This is a genomic window from Plantactinospora sp. B5E13 (assembly GCF_039871775.1).
Taxonomy (GTDB): domain Bacteria; phylum Actinomycetota; class Actinomycetes; order Mycobacteriales; family Micromonosporaceae; genus Plantactinospora.
The window spans coordinates 123,156-142,864 of the sequence record NZ_JBDPLT010000002.1 but is presented as its reverse complement, the minus strand read 5'-3'; the positions used below and the strand labels follow the sequence as shown (position 1 = coordinate 142,864).

Sequence of the window (19,709 nt, the reverse complement as noted above, 5' to 3'; positions counted from 1 at the left end):
CTCATGGCCGGCGGGCGGCGCGCCAGCCCCCGTCGGTCGGCCGCCAGTCGGCGGAGTCGCGGCTGTCGGCGGTGAGCCCGAACGCTGAGGCGAGGGCGAGGAGGAGAAAAAAGACGAAGGGGACGAAGTATTCCATGGCGGCGGGACCTCCCGGTCGGGTGCTCCGCCGGCCATTGGAGCCGGCCGGAGCAGGTGGTATTCGGTTCGCCGCCGGTGCGCACCGGCTGTTGCGACTCCAGTCTCCGCCGCCCGGTCGACACCGGACAGTGGCAGCTTTGCCAGACACCATCGAATTTCTGCCACACCTGGCGTACGCTCACGACATGCTGGAGAAAGTGGCCGTGATCGCGCTCGACCCGGTGGCCCCGTTCGAACTCGGCGTGCTCTGCGAGGTCTTCGGCACCGACCGGACCGCCGACGGTTTCCCCGGTTACCGGTTCGACCTCTGCACCGTCGACGGTCGGCCGGTCAGGACCAGATCCGGCTTCGGCCTGACCCCCGACGCCGATCTGGCCCCGGTCGAGGACGCCGACCTGGTCGCCGTACCGGCCGCCCACGACCTCGACGCGCCGATCCCCGAGCCGGTGCTCGACGCCCTGCGCCGGGCCCACGCCCGGGGCGCCTACGTGTTGAGCGTCTGCTCCGGCGCCTTCGTGCTCGCTGCCGCCGGGTTGCTCGACGGCCGGGAGTGCACCACCCACTGGCGGTACGCCGACGACCTGGCCCGGCGCTACCCGTCGGCCCGGGTCCGGTGCAACTCCCTCTACGTCCAGGACGGCACCGTGCTCACCGGAGCCGGCACCGCCGCCGGCATCGACGCCTGCCTGCACCTGGTACGCCAGGAGCACGGCTCCGCGCTCGCCACCAAACTCGCCCGACGGATGGTGGTGCCGCCACACCGCGACGGCGGACAGTCCCAGTACATCGAGGCACCGATCCCGCGTACCCCGGACGCCGCGACCCTGGAACCGGTGCTGACCTGGCTGATCAGCCACCTCGACCGGCCGGTGACCGTCGACGAACTCGCCGCCCGGGCCCACATGGCGCCCCGGACCTTCGCCCGGCGGTTCCGGGCCGAGACCGGGACCACCCCGCACGACTGGATCACGAACCAGCGGGTGCTGCTGGCCCGGCAACTGCTGGAGGAGACCGACCTGGGCGTCGAGGCGGTCGCCGTCCGGGCCGGGTTCGGCGACGCCGCCACCCTGCGACACCACTTCAGCCGCCGGGTCGGCGCCACCCCGCAGGCGTACCGGGCCACCTTCCGCAGCCGGGAGGCCGTCGGCGCGGCGGTGGGCTGACCGGCCGCTCCCGTGACGCCGGCGGTCAGGTACCGGAGCCGGCGGTCCGGCCGGCCGGGTCCTCCGGTCCGGTCCGGCGTGCCGGGTCGCCCGGTCGGGTCCAGCGGGCCGGGTCGCCCGGTCGGGTCCAGCGGGCCGGGTCGCCCGGTCGGGGTCGGCCGGCGAGCATGCAGAGACCGGCAATGACCAGGAATCCCCCGACGGTGGCCGGGCCCACCCCGGTCTGGGCGGCCAACTCCTCCGGTAGCCGGGGGTGGACCAGCCCCTTCGGGTCGACCACCACCCTGACCTGGTCGCCGACCTCGCCCTCGGGATTACCGGACGCCCCGCTGACCGCGCCCGGCCACCAGGTCAACTCGCCCGGGATCCAGTTGCCGTCCGGTCCGAGCAGCGAGTACCGCAGCTGCCGGCCCTTGCCGCTGCCGTCGCGGATCTCGATCACCGTGGCGGTCACCTCGACGCCCCGCCGCTCCAACACCGACGACCAGAGCCAGGCGGCCGACATCGGCGCGACCAGCAGCACGGCCAGCCCGGCCAGGACCAGCGGAATCACCCTCGGCAGGGGCAGGTTCTGGTTGACCAGGCCGAGGCCGACCATGCCGGCGACGCCGATCAGGATCACCAGCACGGAGTTGTCGGTGTTGACCCAGGTCGTCGCGAAGACCAGGCCGACCGCGATGGTCAGCCCGATCACCAGCAGGTAGGCCGCACCCAGCGCGTTGACCGGTCGCCAGCGTGAAGGTCGAATCCGCACAACCCATTGATGGCACAGGCCGGCAAGTCGCCCGGGGCTGCGCGCCTGGTCAGTACCCCACCGCGCAGCCGTCGGCCCGAGGCTCCGAGCCGGCGACATAGCCGCTGCTGTCGGGAAGCCGCCAGATCGCCTGGCCGTACCCGAAGCTCGACGCCTCGGGCTCGACGGTGACCTCGTGGCCGCGCGACCGCAGCCCGGCGACCACGTCCCGGCCCGGGTCCTCCGCCGACAGGCCCGGCTCGACCAGCACCGACCGGCCGGCGTGCCAGTACCAGCGGGGCCGGTCCAGCGCCGCCTGCGGGTCCAGGCGGTCGTCCACCGTGGACGAGACCACCTGTACGTGCCCCTGCGGCTGCATGTGCCCGCCCATCACCCCGAACGGGCCGACCGGCTCCCCGCCCCGGGTCAGGAAACCCGGGATGATCGTGTGGAACGGCCGCTTGCCCGGCGCGACCACGTTCGGGTGGTCCGGGTCGAGGCTGAACCCGGCGGCCCGGTTCTGCAGGCCGAACCCGAGCCCCGGCGGTACGACGTACGAGCCGAAACCCAGGTAGTTGGACTGGATCAGGCTCACCATCGTCCCGTCCGAATCGGCGGCGCTGAGATAGACCGTGCCGCCCCGGGCCGGGTCCCCGGGTGCCGGGACGCCGGCCCGCTCGGTGACCAGGGCACGGCGGGCCGCCGCGTACTCCGGGGTCAACAACGCGGCGGTCGGTACGTCGACCCGGGCCGGGTCGGCGACGTACGCGTGCGCGTCGGCGAAGCCGAGCTTGACCGCCTCGATCTGCCAGTGCAGCCGCTCGACCGGCGACAGGGCCGACAGGTCCACCCCGTCGAGGATGTTGAGGGCGAGCAGCGCGGCGACCCCCTGCCCGTTCGGCGGCAGCTCCCACACCTCGTGCCCCCGGTACGTCGCGTGCACCGGATCCACCCAGGTCGACTCGTGGCCGGCCAGGTCGTCGCCGTCGAGCGGGCCGCCGGTCGCCGCCGCGTACCGGGCCAGCGTCGCGGCGATCTCACCGGTGTAGAACGCCCCGGCCCGGGTGGCGGCGATCCGGCGCAGCGTGTCGGCGGCGTCCGGGTTGCGCCAGCGTTCGCCGACCCGGGGCGCCCGACCGCCGTCGACGGTGAAGATCCGCCCCCACTCGGCGTACTCCGGGCCGGTCAGCTCGGCGTGGGTGTCGACCGCCCTGGCCCAGCCGGCGGCGACCCGGGGCGAGACCGGAAAGCCGTGCTCGGCGTAGCCGACCGCGTCGGTGAACAGTTCGGCGAAGGGCAGCCGGCCGAACCGGTCGTGCAGGTCCCGCCAGCCGGCCGGCGCCCCCGGCACGGTCACCGGCAGCCAGCCCCGGGCCGGCATCGCCGCCCCGCTCGCCTGGGCGCCGCCGTGTGCCGGCGTCGGCGCCGCGCCCCGCCCGTCGGTCGCGGCCAGCACCGCCTCGCGGGTCAGCGCGGCGGGCGACCGTCCCGAGGCGTTCAGTCCGTGCAGCCGCCGGCCGTCCCAGACGATGGCGAAGAGGTCACCGCCGATGTCGTTCGAGCCGGGCTGGACCACGGTGAGGGTGATCGCGGTGGCGAGCGCGGCGTCCACCGCGTTGCCGCCCCGGCGCAGCACCGCCAGCCCGGCGGCGGCGGCGAGCGGCTGGCTGGTGGCGACGGCACCCTGTGGGGCGAAGACCGGTTGGCGAGGCGACGACATGGCACATGTCTACTCCGTGATCAAAAAATCGCCACCCCCGGCTCGCCCCGTTGCCGACCTCCGGCCCCGGCCTACTCCACGACCAGGGCGGCGCCCCGGCGGGTCACCCGGATCCCGCCGGGCAGGTGGGTCGGGCCCTGCCCGCGCCAGGCGGTGACCAGGGCGTCGAGCGCGCCGACGTGCCGGTGCGACAGCGCCGCCGGCGGGGCACCCAGATCGCGGGCCCAGCGGTGCAGGATCCGGGTACGCACCGCCGGCACCATCCCGGCCAGCACCGGTACCGCCAGCCCGGCGGCCGGCCCCGCCTCCCTGTCGCCGTCGTCCTCCCCGGTCTCGGGGCGGAGTCGGGCCCGGGCGTACGCCTCGTCGGCCAGCGCGTCCAGGGCGGCGTTGTCGGCCGCCACCAGCCGGGCGGTCCGGGCCAGGTTGTCCAGCACCCCCGGCCCCAACGCCTGAACCAGCGCCGGCAGCACGTCGGCCCGGACCCGGGCCCGGGCGTACCGGTCGTCGCGGTTGTGCGGGTCCTGCCACGGGGTCAGGTCCAGCGCCGCGCAGGCCGCCCGGGTCTGCTCCCGGGTGATCTCCAGCAGGGGCCGGGCCAGCAGCACCCCGTCGACCGTCCGACCGGCCGGCATCCCGGCCAGCCCGCGCGGTCCCGCGCCCCGGGCCAGCGCCAGCAGCACCGTCTCGGCCTGGTCGTCCCGGGTGTGCCCGAGCAGCGCCGTCGAGGCGTCGTACCCGTGGGCCAGCTGGACCAACGCCTGGTAGCGGGCCTCCCGCGCGGCCGCCTCCGGGCCGCCCGGCCGGCCCGCGACCTCGACGGTCGCCACCTCGACCGGGGCGAAACCGGATTCCGTCGCCCACTTGGCCACCCGCGCGGCCCGGTCCGCCGAGCCGGGCTGCAGGCCGTGGTCGACGGTGACCAGCCCGGCCGCGATGCCGAGCCGGGGCGCGACGAACGCGGTGGCGGCGGCCAGCGCCAGCGAGTCCGCGCCGCCCGAGCAGGCGACCAGGACCGGACGGTCCCGGGGTACGTCGACCAGCGCCCGCCGCACCGCGACCCGGACGGCCGCCAGCGCCGGCGGTACGGAGGCCATCGCCGCGCCGCTCAGCCGGTGGCGGCGACCGGGCCGACCGGTCCGTGCACCCGGGCCACCCAGGCGTCCGGGTCGGCCAGTTCCTCGAGCCGGGGCAGGGTCAGCGGCGAACTGAAGATCTTGTTGAAGCCGTCCATGCCGACCCGGTCCACCACACCGTGCACGAACTTGCGGCCCTCGGCGTACTGCCGCATCTTCACGTCGACGCCGAGCAGCTTGCGGATCGCCTTCTCGAGCGGGTTGCCCGACTCCCGACGGCGGTTGAACTTGGACCGGATCGACTCCACGCTCGGGATGACCGCCGGCCCGACGCCGTCCATCACGAACTCGGCGTGCCCCTCCAGCAGCGTCATCAGCGCGGTCAGCCGGTCCAGTACGGCCCGTTGGCCCGGCGTCTGCACGATGTCGAGCACACTGGCCCGGCTCTCCGGGTTGCGGATCGCGTCGGAGAGGGTGCCGATGCCCCGGCGCAGCCGGTCCAGGAAGTTGTCCCCGCCGGCCTGGGAGGCGTCGACAAACGCCTGCACCTCGCCGAGGAAGTGCCCGCGCATCCACGGTACGGCGGTGAACTGGGTACGGTGGGTGACCTCGTGCAGGCAGACCCAGAGCCGGAAGTCCCGGGGGTCGGCCTGCAGCTTCCGCTCCACCTCGACGATGTTCGGTGCGACCAGCAGCAGTTGGCCGGGGTCGGCGGAGAAGACCTCGTACTGGCCGAGCACCCGACCGGAGAGGTACGCCAGCACGGTGCCGGCCTGTACGCCGGTCAGTCGGGAACCGATCGCGTCGGTGAACGCCCCGGGTGGCTTGTCCCCGGAGAGCCGGTTGACCAGTGGAGTGATCACCTCACGCAGTCCGGCGATGTTGGTCGCCGCCCAGTCCCGACGGTCCACCACCCGGACCGGCGGGTGGGCGACCTGGGGCCGCAGACCGGTGTACCCCAGCACGTGCCCGGCGGCCTCGTCAGTCAGCCGTCGCAGGTCGGCGACCACGTCCGTCGCCTCGTCGTACGAGACCCGTGGTCCCGATTTTCCCAACGCCCCGGCGGTGGCGGCGGCCAGATCCCAGTCCACGAACTGCGCCATGCACCCACCGTACCCGGCTGCGGACACCCCGGCCCGGGTGTGCGGAAGGGGCCCTTCCTGCCCACCGGCCACCGCTTCGACGACGGCAGGGCCCTTCGTGACAGCTCAGCGGCAGCCGCAGGCGGCGAGGGCGGCGGCGATCCGGTCGAGCTCGAGCCGCGCCCGGTCGATGCTGACGCTGTCCGGCACCTTGTTGGCGAGCACCGCGAAGGTGAGCAGCCGTCCGTCGACGGTGGTGACCATCCCGGCGATCGCGTGCACCCCGCTCAGGGTTCCGGTCTTGGCCCGTACCGCGCCGGCGCCGGCGGTGGTCGGCTCGGCGCCGTCGGAGCGGTCGAACCGCTCGCTGAGCGAGCCGGACCAGGCGCCGACAGGCAGACCGGGGAAGAGGTCGCCGAGTTCCGGTCGGCTGCCCTTGGCGGCGAGGGTGAGCAGGTCGGTCAGCCCGCTCGGGGTGATCCGGTTCGACCGGGACAGACCGCTGCCGTCGAAGACGTCGATCTCGTTCGCCGGTAGCCCCAGTTCGGCGACGACCTCGTCCATCGCCGCCGCCGCGCCCTCGAACGAGGCGGGTTTGTTCCGGGCCAGCGCCACCTGCCGGGCCAGCGCCTCGCCGACCACGTTGTCGCTGTTCTCCAGCATGAACTCGACCAACCGGATCACCGGCGGCGATTCCACCCGCCCGAGTTCGGCGCCGGCGGCCGGCGGTCCGGCGCCCGGGCTGGCACCGGCGGCGGGTGAGGCGGTGCCGGTGGCGCCGGCCGGAGCCTGGCCCTTGCGCACCGCCGACGCCGGCAGTCCGAGCTGCTCTGCGAAGAGCCGACCGGCGGCGATGTCCGGGTCGGCGTACCGGGCCTGGGCCCGGCCCGGGTCCTTCGGGTTGATCCGGGCCCCGTCGGTCATCAACGCGGTGATCACCGCACCGAAGCCGCCGGTGGGGATGTCCGAGTCCCAGGCGGGTTCGAGTTCCGGCCCGGGGAAGAGGCTGCCGTCGACGATCACCTTCGTCGGTCTGGTGCCGCCGAGCGCCGTCTTGACCTGTCCGGCGAGCCGGTCGAGCCGGCCGGCGCCCGGATACCACCCGGTGCCGTTGACCGCCAGGGTCGGGTCGCCGGCCCCGACGATCACGACCTCGCCGGGGTTGGCGCCGGCCACCACCCTGGTCGCGATCCGGTACGCCGGACCACGGGCGGCCAGCACCGTGGCGGCGGTGACCAGTTTCGTGGTCGAGGCGGGCACGGTCGGGGTCTCCTGGCCCGCCTCGTACAGCACCTCGCCGCCGGCCGGGTCGACGACCGAGATGTTCACCTCGTTGCCGAGGATGCTGCCGTTGATCAACGGGGTCAGCGCGGCACGTATGCCGTCCGGGGTCGGGGCGGGGGCGGCGGTGCCGGCGGCGGTCAGCACCGGCGGGGGCGGCGGCTCGCTCGGGTCGGCGGCCCCGTCGGGCGTGGCGGGGGCCTCGCCCAGCCAGCCGGCGACCGGACCGGGCTGGACCACGGCCACTCCGGCCGCGGCGAGGCCGACGACCAGCACGGCCGCGAGTGCGGCGAGCAGTCCGGTGCGGCGGCGCCGGGGCGGCTCCGCCGGTTCGTCCGCCGGCTGCGGTTCCCCGGTCGGTGGCGGGCCGTCCGGGACACCGCCGGCCGACCGGGCCGGAGAGCCATCCGGTCCACCCGCGCCGGACCAGGCTGACGGCGTGGTCTGGCCGGACTGGGCCGCTCCGGACGGCGTACCGGGCCAGGCCGTCCCGGACGGTGGGCCGGACTGGGCCGCTCCGGACGGTGGGCCGGGCCAAGCCGTCCCGGACGCTGGGCCGGACTGGGATGCCGTCTGGTTCGGGCCGGGCCAGACCGGGGGCGCCGGTTGGCCCGACGGCTGAGGCGGCCGGGCGGGAGACGGCGGAATCGGTAGCGTGGTCGGCAGCGGCACGGTGGCCCGGCCCCGGTGCGGGGCCTCCGGCGGGCTGACCTGCGGCCCGCCGACGCCCGGTATCACCACCCGGCCGCGCGCCGGCGGTTCCTTCGGACCCCCGTCCGTCGGGCCCGAGTGTGAATCTTCACTCCCCACCGGCCCCTCCTCCCCCTTGAAACTTGCCTAGGCGACACTACTTTGGTCCGAACACCGCACGGCGGCCGGCGCGGCCCGCGAAATCGCCAGATAACCCGCGCCGATGCCGGCTGTTGTGGTTCCGTTGGCCAGCGCCGGCAAACGAGGGAGCGTGCGAGATGGATTTCGACGTCACGGTTGAGATCCCCAAGGGTCACCGCAACAAGTACGAGGTGGACCACGCGACTGGCCGGATCCGGCTGGACCGGACGCTCTTCACCTCGACGCAGTACCCGGCGGACTACGGTTTCATCGAAGGCACGCTGGGCGAGGACGGCGACCCTCTCGACGCTCTGGTGCTGGTACCCGAACCCACGTTTCCAGGCTGCCTCATCCGGTGCCGGACCATCGGCATGTTCCGGATGACGGACGAGAAGGGCGGCGACGACAAGGTCCTCTGCGTGCCGTACGAGGACCCGCGTCAGGAGCACCTCCGGGACATCCACCACCTCGGCGAGTTCGACCGGCTGGAGATCCAGCACTTCTTCGAGGTCTACAAGGATCTTGAGCCGGGCAAGTCCGTGGAGGGTGCCACCTGGGTGGGGCGTACCGAGGCCGAGGCGGAGATCCGCACCTCGTACCGCCGCCACCAGGAGGCCGTCGAACGGGGCGAAACGGCGCACTGAGCGCCGGACCGCCCGGAAGCAGACGAAAGCGGCCGGCTCACCCACAGGGGTGAGCCGGCCGTTCCGTGTTGTCGTCGGGGCGTCAGCGTTGTTGTCGGTGCGTCAGCCGACCAGGCCCCGGGCCCGGCCGTACAGGCCCAGCACGGCGCAGGCGACCGGGACCACCGCGACCACCATCAGCGTGTCGACGATGTCGGCGGTCCGCCCCAGGTACGGCCCGGGCTCCCGCCGGGAGTACGTGGCACCGGCCCCGACGACCACCAGCGCCAGCACCAGCCCACCGGCGGTCAGCAGCAGCAGTTCGGTCTCGCCGGCCCGCAGCAGCAGGGCGACGCCGAGCACCACCGCCGAGACCACCCCGGCGAGCACCAACGGCACCCGTTGCCGGATCGTTACGAAGAGCCGGGACCGCAGCAGCAGGGCGGCCGCCGAGACCGCCACCATCAGCCGGCCACCGACTCCGCCGTCGGCGACCAGCAGCAGCGCGGCCGCCACGGCCAGCACGGCATGCCCGACCAGCATCCCGGTGAGCATCTCCTCGGTCCGGGCGACGGCGGCGAAGACCCGTCCCCGGTCCGGCCGCTCCCGTACCCCGCTCTGGCTGGGGCTGGCCGCGGTGAAGCCCTCCGCCGCCTCCGCTCCGGTGGGCAGCGTGATCGGCGGCATCGGCAGCTTGCCGAACCGGATCGCCAGCAGCGGCAGCAGCCCGATCGCGCAGACCAAGGTCGCCATCAGGACCGCGGCCGCGCCGCCGGCCGACAGCAGGAAACCGAACAACGCGGTCAACGCGCCGAGCAGGCCGATCGAGGCCCCGGCGGCGAAGACCCGCAGGCCGGACGCGACCCCGACCATGCCCAGCACGGCGATCAGCAGCAGCGCCACCGAACCGGCCAGCGCCTCCGGCGCGCCGAGCCAGCCGACCGGGCCGAGCACCCCGGCCGGGTCACCGGTGGCGACCAGCAGGGCGCCGCCGAAGAAGGCGAACGGCATCGCGTACGCGCCGAGCGCGGCACCGGCCGTGGCATCCCCGTACGCCCGGGAGGCGACCACCGCACCGAGGGCGAGCAGGACGGCGGCGCCGAGCGCCACGAAGGTGCCGAGTTCCCAGAGCGGGCCACCGGCGATCACCGCGAGCAGGCCGACGGCGAGCAGCCCGCCCGCCCCGCTCAACGTCGCGATCCGGGTGTTCCGCCCGGCCCAGGCGCTGCCCCGGCGGCGGGCGCCGTCGGCGATCGCCTCGACGACGTCGTCGTACTCCAGTTCCGGCCACTGTGCCCGGGCGGGCACCAGGTGCAGGACGTCGCCGTCGCGGATGCCCTGCGGCAGCAGGGCCTTGCCCGGGGCCAGCGGTTCGCCGTCGGTCCGGCGCAGCAACCAGCCGCCGTGCTTCTCGCCGTCGTCGGCCAGCCCCTCACCCGCGTGCCGCAACACCTCGGGGAGGAGTTCGGCCAGTGGCAGGTGTTCGGGCAGTGCGACGTCGACCCGTCGTTGTGGCGCGCTGATCGTGACGCGGGCGAGCCCGGTACTCATCGACAGTCCTCCATCGAAGGGGCAACCCATGGCTGCGCGGACGACCGCACTTTACCTAGGATGGGGCGGGCTCGTCCGACCGAGCACGAGGACATTTGCGGCGCGAGGCGCCGGACAACCCGCCCGGCACCGGACATCGGCTCCATCGGCGCGGCCTTAGGGGAGGTCTCACATGGACACGGGTAGCCTGCGCCGGTACGGCGCCGGACGCGCCGAACGGCTGACCGGGGGATGCCTGCCGCACCTCCGGTCCGAAGCGAAAACCGCTGGCCAACAGGGTGGAGGCGCCCGGTGAGCACGGTTGTCATCAAGCGTCCGCCGCGGCGACCCGCCCCGGACATTCCCACCGGCGAACTCGTCGTCGAGGCGCCGCCGGAGATCCCACAGGCGACCGGCGGCAAGTGGCAGCAGATGATGATGATGCTGCCGATGCTCGGTGGTGGCGTCGCGATGGCGATGATGTTCGGTCGAAGCGGCGGCACCTACTCGTACGTCGTCGGCGCGATGTTCGGCATCTCCTCGCTCGCCATGGTGGCGACCTCCTGGAGCAGCTCGTCCGGATCGCCGAAAAAGTCGGAGATGATGGCGGCCCGCCGGGAGTACCTGCGGCACCTGGCGACCCTGCGCCGTCGGGTCCGGGAGACCGCCTCCATGCAGCGGTCCGGTCTCTTCTACCGGCACCCCGAACCGAGCCAGCTCTGGTCCACGGTGGGCAGCTACCGGGTCTGGGAGCGGCGCCCCAACGACGGGGACTTCGGCGTCGTCCGGGTCGCGGTCGGCCCGCAGACCCTGGCCACCCCACTGGTGCCCCCGGTGACCCGCCCGCTGGAGGACCTCGAACCGATGACCGCCGGCGCGCTGCGCCGGTTCCTCGACGCGTACTCGGTGGTGCCGGACCTGCCGGTGGCGCTCTCCATCCGCGGCTTCGCCCGGGTCTTCGTCCGCAGCGCCGCCGCCCGCGACCAGTACCGCGACCAGTATCGCGACCAGTATCGCGACCAGGCGGGCGGCGGCGAGGCCCAGGCGCTGGCCCGGGCGATGCTCGCCCAGCTCTCGGTCTTCCACGCCCCGGAGGAACTGCTCGTCGCGGTCTGCGCCGGTCCGGAGCGCCGGGACCGCTGGGAGTGGGTCAAGTGGCTGCCGCACAACCACCACCCCACCGCCGTGGACGCGCTCGGCCCGGTACGCCTGGTCGCCAGTTCCGGCGCCGAACTGGAGCGGCTCATCGACGACGTGGTCGGCAACCGGTCCCGGTTCAGCCTGGCCGGCCCGGCGACCGACGGCCCGCACGTGGTCATCGTCCTCGACGGCGGTGACCTGAACGGGGCCGGCTACCTCGGCGGCGACAGCGGCATCGACGCGGTCACCATCATCGACCTGGACAGCCCGCCGCCCCGGCTGCTCGACCGGGCAATGCTGGTGCTGGAGGTCGAGGGCAAGCGACTGAACACCTACTCGATGGACGGCCAGGCCGAGGTCGGCACCCCGGACCAGCTCAGCGTCGAGGAGGCCGAGGCGGTCGCCCGGCGGCTCGCCCCGCTGCGGCTCGCCGCCGCCTCCAAGGCCACCTCGGACGCCCCGACCGTCACCGAGTTCACCTTCGACGAACTGCTCGGCATCGGCGACCCGGAGAACTTCAGCCTCGCCCAGGTCTGGGCACCCCGCCCCAACCGGGACAAGCTCCGGGTGCCGATCGGCGTCGGCCCGGACGGCGGCGCCATCGAACTCGACCTCAAAGAGTCCTCCCTGGACGGTATGGGTCCGCACGGCCTGCTGATCGGCGCCACCGGTTCCGGAAAGTCGGAGGTGCTCCGCACCCTGGTCCTCGCGCTGGCCGTCACACACTCTTCCGAGGTGCTCAACTTCGTCCTGGTCGACTTCAAGGGTGGCGCGACCTTCGCCGCGTTGGACCGGCTGCCGCACACCGCCGCGGTCATCACCAACCTCGCCGACGAACTGGTCCTGGTCGACCGGATGGTCGACGCGATCAGCGGTGAGCTGAACCGCCGGCAGGAGCTGCTCCGCAAGGCCGGCAACTACCCCAACGTCATCGAGTACGAGCAGGCCCGGGCCGGCGGTGCCGCGCTCGCCCCGCTGCCCTCGCTGCTGATCATCTGTGACGAGTTCTCCGAACTGCTCACCGCCAAGCCCGACTTCATCGACCTGTTCGTGCAGATCGGTCGGGTCGGTCGGTCGCTCGGCGTCCACCTGCTGCTCGCCTCGCAGCGTCTGGAGGAGGGCCGGCTGCGCGGGCTGGACACCCACCTGTCGTACCGGATCGGTCTGCGGACCTTCTCCGCGTTGGAGTCCCGGGCGGTGCTCGGCGTACCGGACGCGTACGAACTGCCCCGGGCACCCGGTCACGGCTACCTGAAGTTCGGCACCGAACCGTTGCAGCGGTTCAAGGCGGCGTACGTCTCCGGCCCGTACCGCAAGGCGAGCACGAGCGGTCCCGGCGCCCAGGGCTACACCGGCCCGAAACTGTTGTCGTACTCCACCCACTTCGTGCCGGTGCCGAAGCCGGTGGTGCAGGAGAAGCCGAAGCAGGTCCAGGAGGACCCGACCGCGCCGACCCTCTCCGACGTCATGGTCTCCCGGCTGGTCGGTCAGGGTCCGCCGGCCCACCAGGTCTGGCTGCCGCCGCTGTCCCAGGCGCCGGCCCTGGACGAGATCCTCGGCGCGGTGGTCACCGACCCGGCCCGGGGTCTCACCTTCGGCAACCCCGAACTGCACGGCGCCCTGCAGGTCCCGGTGGCGCTGGTCGACAAGCCGTACGAGCAGCGGCGTGACCTGCTCTGGCTGGCGCTGGAGGGCAGCGCCGGGCACGTCGCGGTGGTCGGCGGTCCGCAGTCCGGCAAGTCGACGCTGCTCCGTACCCTGGTCTGCGGGCTGGCGCTCACCCACACCCCGGCCGAGGTCCAGGTCTACTGCCTCGACTTCGGTGGTGGCTCGCTCGGCACGCTGCGCGACCTGCCGCACGTCGGCGGGGTGTCGGGGCGGTCGGAGGCGGCGGCGGTCCGACGCACCGTCGGCGAGATCACCACGCTGCTCGCCGCCCGGGAGCAGCGCTTCGCCGAACTCGGCGTCGAGTCGATGGCGTCGTACCGCAAACGGCGGGCCGCGGCCGGCGGGGTCGGGGTCGGCGCCGACCCGTTCGGCGACGTGTTCCTGATCGTCGACGGTTGGCCCACCCTGAAGAGCGAGTACGAGGACCTGGAACCCCGGATCACCGACCTGGCCACCCGAGGTCTGTCGTACGGCGTGCACGTGGTCGCCGCCGCGCCCCGCTGGATGGACTTCCGGCCGGCGATCCGCGACCTGTTCGGCTCCCGCCTGGAGCTGCGCCTCGGTGACCCCACCGACTCGGTGATCGGCCGGAAGGCGGCGGCGAACGTGCCGCAGATCCCGGGCCGGGGCATCACCCCGGAACAGTTGCACTTCCTGACCGCACTGCCGGAGCTGTCCAGCGTCGGCGGGCAGACACCGGCGCTGGTCAAGGCGGTCGCCACCAACTGGAGCGGCGCCCGGGCGCCCCGGGTCCGGCTGCTCCCGCCGGTGCTCAACTACACCGACCTGGACATGGCGCAGAGCTCCGGGCTGCGGATCCCGATCGGCATCTCCGAGACGGACCTCCAGCCGGTCTCGGTCGACTTCGCCTCCGAGCCGCACTTCCTGCTCTTCGGCGACGCCGAGTGTGGCAAGTCGTCGTTCCTGCGGGCGCTGGCGACCTCGATCACCAGCCGGTTCCGCCCGGACGAGGCCCGGGTCATCCTGGTCGACTACCGGCGCAGCCTGCTCGGGGTGATCCAGTCCGACCACCTGATCGGCTACGGCACCGCCGCCGCCGGGACGAGTGACCTGATCGAGTCGGTGGCCGGCTACATGCAGCGCCGGCTGCCCGGGCCGGACATCACCCCGCAGCAGTTGCGGGACCGCTCCTGGTGGGACGGTCCGGAACTGTTCGTGCTGGTCGACGACTACGACCTGGTCGCCACCGGCCCGAACAACCCGCTGCTGCCGCTGGTCGAGTACCTGCCGCAGGCCCGGGACGTCGGGCTGCACCTGGTGGTCACCCGGCGGTCCGGTGGCGCCTCCCGGGCGCTCTACGAGCCGATCATCCAGCGGCTCCGGGAGCTCGACTCGCCCGGTCTGGTGATGTCCGGCAACAAGGACGAGGGCGCGCTGCTGCAGGGCGTCCGGCCGATGCCGCATCCGCCGGGCCGGGGTCAGATGGTCACCCGACGCGAGGGGATCCGACTGGTCCAGCTCGCGTTCCTGCCGCCGACCTGAGTCACCGGGTGAGCTCGCCGTGCCCGTCCGAGGTACGGCGGGCCGCCCGCAGGTGGGGACGGGTCCCGAAGTTTGGCCACGCGAGCACGGTGAAACGGGGTAACCTCCGTGCATCATGTGTCCCCCGGGGTGAAATGGCCATGCTGTGACCAGGCTGCCGCATCAACACCAACGCGCTGCCGCCCGAGTCGCCGGGACGGCGTTGCTCGCCACGGCCGCAATCGCCGTGTCGCTGGTCGGCACGGTGCCCGTACCGGCGATCGCCGCCGTGCCCGAGTCAGCCGCCGTGCCCCGGTCCGCCGTGGTACCGGAGTCCGCCGTGGCCCGGTCGGCGACCACCGTCGTACCGGCCCGGCCGGTGGGCCTGCCGGTCAGGACCGACCCGATCCGCGACGAGCAGTGGCAACTGGACCTGTTCCACGCCCGGGACGCCTGGCGGGTCTCCACCGGCAAGGGGGTGACGGTCGCCGTCATCGACTCCGGGGTCGACGCCAGCCACGCCGACCTGGCCGGGCAGGTGCTGCCCGGCATCGACCTGGTGACCGGCATCGGCAACGGCCAGACCGACCCGGTCGGACACGGCACCACCGTGGCCGGGCTGATCGCCGGGCGCGGCGACGACAACCGGGGCGTGGTCGGCCTCGCCCCCAAGGCCAAGATCCTGCCGGTCCGGGTCCTCGACGAGGAGAACCGCTACGACGATGCTCTGATCGTCGCGAAGGGCGTCCGGTGGGCCGTCGACAACGGCGCCCGGGTGGTGAACCTGTCGCTGGGCGGCACCGGCGACAGCCCCGCGCTGGCCGCCGCCCTCGACTACGCGTTCGCCCGGGACGTGGTGGTCGTGGCCTGCACCGGCAACGTCGGCTCGTCCTCCAGCAAGGACGTCTGGTATCCGGCGCGGGAGCCGGGTGTGGTGGCGGTGACCGGCCTGGAACGGGAGAGCAACGCCCTCTGGTCCGGCGCGATCACCGGCCAGGAGACGGTGCTCTCGGCCCCGGCCACCGGCCTCACCGGTGCCCGACCGGGCGGCTTCTGGCGGGTCCAGGGCACCAGTTTCGCCGCCCCGCTGGTGGCGGCCGCCGCCGCGCTGGTCCGCTCGCACTGGCCGGAGATGTCCGCCGGCGACGTGGTCAACCGGCTGATCAGCACCGCCCGGGACATCGGACCGGCCGGCCGGGACGACCAGTTCGGCTTCGGGGTCGTCGACCCGGTCGCCGCGCTCAACGGCGAGGTCTCCGCCATCGACCACAATCCGCTCGACGACGGCGAGGCCGCCCCGGGCGTCGCCGGCTTCGGTGCGGCGCCCGGGCACGAGCAGGCCGAGGACGCCCGCGACGACGAACGGAACGAGATCGGTACGGCGGCCTCCGGGCGCTCCGGCAACTGGGACGCCGAGCCGGCGGGTGGCCGTATCCCCGGTGGGATGGACGGGCTCTGGAACGGGGTCGCCCTGTTCCTCGTGGTGGTCGTCGGCGGCGTGCTCGCGGTCCGCCGGTTCAGCCGGCACCGACAACCGGACTGATCGCCCCCCTCACCCCCTGGAGGCTCACCCACCGCCGTCCCCACGGACGGCCGGCCCTCGTCGGTCAGTCAGGTGCAGTCGCCGGTGCTGGTCGCCCGGGTACGCTCCAGCCCGGCCGTCGCCGTCGACCGGGCCTCGTCGGCGGTGACGGCGAAGCCGGTGTTCCGGTCGTCCGCCGCCGCCGCGAAGATCACCCCGAGTACCTGACCGTCCGGGCCGACCAGCGGCCCGCCGGAGTTGCCGCTGCGGACGAGTCCCCGGATCGTGTAGATCTCCCGGGTCACCCGTCCCGACTCGTAGATGTTCGGGCCGGGGATGTCGCCGACGTCGCGGATCCGGGCCGGCTGCGCGTTGTAGGGGCCGTCCAGTGGGAAGCCGAGCACGATCGCGTCGTCCTCGACCGCCGCCTCACGGCTCGCGAAGGGCATCACCGGGGCCGACAGACCGGGTACGAAGAGCACGGCCAGGTCGCGGTTCGGGTCGTACACGACCACCCGGGCGCTGTGCCGGTCGCCGTTCAACTCGACCGAGACGGTCCGGGTGCCGGCGACCACGTGCGCGTTGGTCATCACCCGGTCCTCGGCGTACACGAAGCCGGACCCCTCGATCCGACGTCCGCAGATGTCGGCCGTACCCAGCACCTTCACCACCGAGCGTCGGCCGTTGACCACAACCGGCGAGTTCGCCAGCGCCGGGTCCGGGGAGGCCACCTCGCGGGACCGGGTGGTGGCGAGCCCGCCGAAAACCTCCGGGAAGCCGTTGGTGTCGACGGTGTCCCGCAGCGCCCGGGACAGTGTCTGGGCCTCCGGCGGCAGGACCCGGTCGACCACGGTCAACAGGGCGCTGTTGCGTACCGCACTGGCCAGCCAGGGCATCGACGAGGAGGCCAGCGGCACCGCGACCAGCCACGCCACCAGTAGCACGGCGAACAACGAGACGACCGCGCCGCCGACGTCGTCCACCCTGCGACCGATCTTGCTGGTGATCGCGTGCCGCAGGTGGGAACCGAGCCAACCGGCGAGCGCCTGGCCGAGTACCGCCAGCCCGAACACCGCGATCAACGCCACCACGACCCGGGTCACACCGCTGGAGAACCGGTCGGCCAGCAGCGGTCCGATCTGCAGCCCGATCAGCGCACCGCCGAAGAAGCCGGCGAAGGAGAGCAGGCCGATGACCAGGCCCTGCCGATAGCCGCTGATCGCGAAGAGCAGCATGAGCAGGACCAGGACCACATCCACCACCGACACCCGTTCAGGGTACGGGGGCCAGCTGTGAGTTCGCCCGGCCGCGACGCAGACCGTCCGATCTCCCGGCCGGTCGTGCCGATGCCCGGCCGGCTAGGTGGCCGCCGGCCCGGTCAGTTCGTCGGACCCGACCGTCGGCGGCGGTGGAGGGGTCGGCGGCAGGTCGAGTACCCGGTCCTGGGACCACGGACGCGACCAGCCCGCCATGTCGAGCAGGGCGGCGAGCACCCCGGCGGTGAAGCCCCAGACCAGCATGCCGCGGGCCTGGAAGGCCGGGCCGATCCAGCCGCTGGAGTGCCGGACCCGAACCCGGTTGGCCGGGTCGACCAGTTCGGCGATCGGCAGCCGGGCCACGTGTGCCACCTCGGCCGGTTCCCGGGAGTGCACCGGATGCGGCCGGTGCCACCAGGCGAGGACCGGGGTGACCACGAAGTTGCTGACCGGGATCCAGAGCCGGGGCAGTTCGGCCAGCACCGTGACGCTCGCCGGGTCGAGCCCGACCTCCTCGTACGCCTCACGCAACGCGGTCGACGCGGCGTCGGTGTCCTCGGGGTCGCAGGCGCCGCCGGGAAAGGCCGGCTGGCCGGCGTGGGTACGCAGGGTCGCCGCCCGTTGCAGGATCAGCACGTCCGGCCCGTGCTCCGGATCCTCGCCGAGCAGGATGAGGACGGCGCTGTCCCGTCCCCCGTTCCGGGGCGTACGCAGCCGGGTGAAGTCCTCGGCGCGCGCGGACCGGACCCGGACGAGCAGGGGCTCGCACCACGTGGGCAGCTCGCGCTCGGTCACGGCCGTACCGTCACCCCCAGATGCTCGCGTACCAGCTCGGTGAGTTCGGCGTAGTCCAACGCCCCGGTCTGGTCCTCGTGCCGGATCCGCCCCTCCGCGTCGACGAAGAAGGTGACCGGTACGAGTGGGCGCTTGGCGTGCCGGAGCAGCCGCTTGTCGCGGTCGAAGAGGCTGGGGAAGCGCAGCCCGAAGTCCGCGCCGAGGGACTGCGCGGCGTCGCGGTCGTCGCCGCTGTTCACCCCGATCACCCGTACCGCCCCGCCGGCCTGGTCGGCGAAGCGTTGGAACACCGGCAGCTCCTTCAGGCACGGCGGGCACCAGGAGGCCCAGAGGTTGATCACGGCGGGTCCGCGCAGCGCGCCGACCTCGACGGTGCTCTCCCCGACCAGGCAGGGCAGGGAGAGCCGGGGCAACGGCCGGACCGTCGTGCCGCCCGGCGTCGCCGTGCCGGTCGGGGTCCCGCTGCCGGTCGGGGTCCCGCTGCCGCCCGGCGTCGGGGTGCCGGCCGGTGCCGTCCCGGCCGACGCGCCGGTCAGTGGCGTGCTCAGGGTCGCGCAGTCGGCGAACGCTGTCGTCGTTCCGCCCTGGTCGGTCGCCCCGGAACGCCGGCCCTCCGCCGGGTCCGACGACCCGGTGCAGGCGGTGGCGAGCAGCAGCACGCCGAGCAGAAGGCCGCCGAGCGCCGAGTGGCGGACGTGGCGGAGCTGCGGTCCGGTCCGGGCCGGCCGGCCGCTCACGGTACGGACCCCGAGTCGGCTGCTGGCGGTACGGATCCGGCTGGTCCCGGTACGGATCCCGAGTCGGCGGCTCACGGTACGTCGTCCGCGACGACAGCCTGCACCGGCACCAGGTCGGGGTCGACTCCCGCCTGTACCGCGAGGTCGCGGGCCCGTGGACCCTTGAGCAGCTTCGCCGCTCCGGCCGCGTCCGTGGGTCCGGTGCCGTAGGAGGGGCAGAACCGGGCCAGCGTGCAGGCGCCGCAGGCGGGCTTGCGGGCGTGACAGACCCGGCGGCCGTGGAAGATGATCCGGTGCGACAGCATCGTCCAGTCGCGCCGTTCGAAGAGCGCCCCGACGGCGTGCTCGATCTTGACCGGGTCGCTCTCGGCGGTCCACGCCCACCGCCGGACCAGACGCTGGAAATGGGTGTCGACGGTGATCCCCGGTACGTCGAACGCGTTGCCGAGGATCACGTTGGCGGTCTTCCGGCCGATTCCCGGCAGGGTCACCAGGTCGACGAGCCGCCCCGGCACCTGGCCGTCGTACCGCTCGACGAGGTCCTGCCCGAGCTTGATCAGCGAGGTCGTTTTGTTCCGGAAGAAGCCGGTCGGCCGGATCATCTCCTCCAGCTCGGTACGGTTCGCCCCGGCGTAGTCGGCGGCGGTGGGATACCGGGCGAAAAGCTTCGGCGTCACCTCGTTGACCCGCTTGTCGGTGCACTGCGCCGAAAGGATCGTCGCCACCGCCAGTTGCAGCGGGCCCTCGTGGTCGAGCTCGCAGTGCGCGTCCGGGTGGGTCTCGGTCAGCAACCGGCCCATCCGCCGGGCCCGCCGCTTCCGACCGAGATCGGACTCCGCGGTCGGATTCAGCCGCCGGATACGGGGTCGGCCGGCCCCGACACCGACCACCGCGACCTCGGGGTCGACGGAATCGTCTGTCGCGCTCACGCC

Annotated in this window: 15 protein-coding genes; 4 read left to right on the top strand and 11 right to left on the bottom strand. The window is 73.6% G+C overall.

What is annotated here, in order from left to right:
• Position 1: 1 nt before the first annotated feature.
• A complete protein-coding gene (locus ABGB05_RS02545) occupies positions 2 to 136 on the bottom strand; it encodes a hypothetical protein (protein ID WP_347651473.1) in 135 nt (44 codons plus the stop codon).
• Between the two features lie 187 nt (positions 137 to 323).
• Between ABGB05_RS02545 and ABGB05_RS02540 the strand changes: the two genes are divergently transcribed.
• Positions 324 to 1,301, top strand: a complete 978-nt coding sequence (locus tag ABGB05_RS02540; protein ID WP_347651472.1) for a helix-turn-helix domain-containing protein — start codon at positions 324 to 326, stop codon at positions 1,299 to 1,301.
• Between the two features lie 25 nt (positions 1,302 to 1,326).
• On the opposite strand, the gene ABGB05_RS02535 is transcribed toward ABGB05_RS02540, so the two are convergent.
• The 5 genes from ABGB05_RS02535 to dacB form a co-directional block, all read right to left on the bottom strand.
• Positions 1,327 to 2,055, bottom strand: a complete 729-nt coding sequence (locus ABGB05_RS02535; RefSeq protein WP_347651471.1) for a hypothetical protein — start codon at positions 2,053 to 2,055, stop codon at positions 1,327 to 1,329.
• Between the two features lie 49 nt (positions 2,056 to 2,104).
• On the bottom strand, positions 2,105 to 3,754 hold the full coding sequence (locus ABGB05_RS02530) for a gamma-glutamyltransferase family protein (RefSeq protein ID WP_347651470.1): 1,650 nt from the start codon (positions 3,752 to 3,754) through the stop codon (positions 2,105 to 2,107).
• A 71-nt stretch (positions 3,755 to 3,825) separates the two neighbouring features.
• Positions 3,826 to 4,851: a tRNA lysidine(34) synthetase TilS gene (gene tilS / locus ABGB05_RS02525; protein WP_347651469.1), complete on the bottom strand. Its 1,026-nt coding sequence runs from the start codon at positions 4,849 to 4,851 to the stop codon at positions 3,826 to 3,828.
• 11 nt (positions 4,852 to 4,862) lie between these two features.
• Positions 4,863 to 5,933, bottom strand: coding sequence for a zinc-dependent metalloprotease (locus tag ABGB05_RS02520; protein WP_347651468.1), 1,071 nt, complete (start codon positions 5,931 to 5,933; stop codon positions 4,863 to 4,865).
• 105 nt (positions 5,934 to 6,038) lie between these two features.
• A complete protein-coding gene (gene dacB, locus ABGB05_RS02515; RefSeq protein WP_347651680.1) occupies positions 6,039 to 7,490 on the bottom strand; it encodes a D-alanyl-D-alanine carboxypeptidase/D-alanyl-D-alanine-endopeptidase in 1,452 nt (483 codons plus the stop codon).
• Positions 7,491 to 8,161: 671 nt separating this feature from the next.
• On the opposite strand from dacB, the gene ABGB05_RS02510 reads away from it, so the two are divergent.
• The gene (locus ABGB05_RS02510; protein WP_347651467.1) at positions 8,162 to 8,668 is read left to right on the top strand and encodes an inorganic diphosphatase; all 507 of its coding nucleotides are present in this window, start codon (positions 8,162 to 8,164) and stop codon (positions 8,666 to 8,668) included.
• Positions 8,669 to 8,770: 102 nt separating this feature from the next.
• Here ABGB05_RS02510 and eccD read toward each other — a convergent pair whose 3' ends face one another.
• On the bottom strand, positions 8,771 to 10,198 hold the full coding sequence (gene eccD, locus ABGB05_RS02505; protein ID WP_347651466.1) for a type VII secretion integral membrane protein EccD: 1,428 nt from the start codon (positions 10,196 to 10,198) through the stop codon (positions 8,771 to 8,773).
• A 291-nt stretch (positions 10,199 to 10,489) separates the two neighbouring features.
• Between eccD and eccCa the strand changes: the two genes are divergently transcribed.
• Positions 10,490 to 14,488 carry a type VII secretion protein EccCa gene (gene eccCa, locus ABGB05_RS02500; RefSeq protein WP_347651465.1) on the top strand — a complete coding sequence of 1,333 codons (3,999 nt, stop codon included), beginning with the start codon at positions 10,490 to 10,492 and terminating at the stop codon, positions 14,486 to 14,488.
• A gap of 319 nt (positions 14,489 to 14,807) precedes the next feature.
• Positions 14,808 to 16,010: a type VII secretion-associated serine protease mycosin gene (gene mycP, locus ABGB05_RS02495; RefSeq protein ID WP_347651679.1), complete on the top strand. Its 1,203-nt coding sequence runs from the start codon at positions 14,808 to 14,810 to the stop codon at positions 16,008 to 16,010.
• Between the two features lie 68 nt (positions 16,011 to 16,078).
• Here the strand turns inward: mycP and ABGB05_RS02490 are convergent, their stop codons facing one another.
• The 4 genes from ABGB05_RS02490 to nth all read right to left on the bottom strand — a co-directional run bounded on the left by ABGB05_RS02490 (position 16,079) and on the right by nth (position 19,577).
• The gene (locus ABGB05_RS02490) at positions 16,079 to 17,257 is read right to left on the bottom strand and encodes a MarP family serine protease (protein WP_347651464.1); all 1,179 of its coding nucleotides are present in this window, start codon (positions 17,255 to 17,257) and stop codon (positions 16,079 to 16,081) included.
• A 90-nt stretch (positions 17,258 to 17,347) separates the two neighbouring features.
• Positions 17,348 to 18,040: a CoA pyrophosphatase gene (locus tag ABGB05_RS02485; protein WP_347651463.1), complete on the bottom strand. Its 693-nt coding sequence runs from the start codon at positions 18,038 to 18,040 to the stop codon at positions 17,348 to 17,350.
• Positions 18,037 to 18,852: a TlpA disulfide reductase family protein gene (locus ABGB05_RS02480; RefSeq protein ID WP_347651462.1), complete on the bottom strand. Its 816-nt coding sequence runs from the start codon at positions 18,850 to 18,852 to the stop codon at positions 18,037 to 18,039. Before ABGB05_RS02480 ends, ABGB05_RS02485 begins: the two co-directional genes overlap by 4 nt.
• Positions 18,849 to 19,577 (bottom strand): endonuclease III, encoded by a 729-nt coding sequence (gene nth / locus ABGB05_RS02475; RefSeq protein WP_347651678.1) that lies wholly within the window; start codon positions 19,575 to 19,577, stop codon positions 18,849 to 18,851. The genes ABGB05_RS02480 and nth overlap by 4 nt, the downstream gene beginning before the upstream one ends.
• Positions 19,578 to 19,709 lie beyond the last annotated feature (132 nt).

Bases quoted from the DNA above. Each gene is read 5' to 3' on its own strand.
- ABGB05_RS02530 (WP_347651470.1), bottom strand. From the start codon at position 3,754: ATGTCGTCGCCTCGCCAACCGGTCTTCGCCCCACAGGGTGCCGTCGCC.
- ABGB05_RS02545 (WP_347651473.1), bottom strand. From the start codon at position 136: ATGGAATACTTCGTCCCCTTCGTCTTTTTTCTCCTCCTCGCCCTCGCC.
- ABGB05_RS02510 (WP_347651467.1), top strand. From the start codon at position 8,162: ATGGATTTCGACGTCACGGTTGAGATCCCCAAGGGTCACCGCAACAAG.
- nth (WP_347651678.1), bottom strand. From the start codon at position 19,577: ATGGGCCGGTTGCTGACCGAGACCCACCCGGACGCGCACTGCGAGCTC.
- eccD (WP_347651466.1), bottom strand. From the start codon at position 10,198: ATGAGTACCGGGCTCGCCCGCGTCACGATCAGCGCGCCACAACGACGG.
- tilS (WP_347651469.1), bottom strand. From the start codon at position 4,851: ATGGCCTCCGTACCGCCGGCGCTGGCGGCCGTCCGGGTCGCGGTGCGG.
- ABGB05_RS02520 (WP_347651468.1), bottom strand. From the start codon at position 5,933: ATGGCGCAGTTCGTGGACTGGGATCTGGCCGCCGCCACCGCCGGGGCG.
- ABGB05_RS02540 (WP_347651472.1), top strand. From the start codon at position 324: ATGCTGGAGAAAGTGGCCGTGATCGCGCTCGACCCGGTGGCCCCGTTC.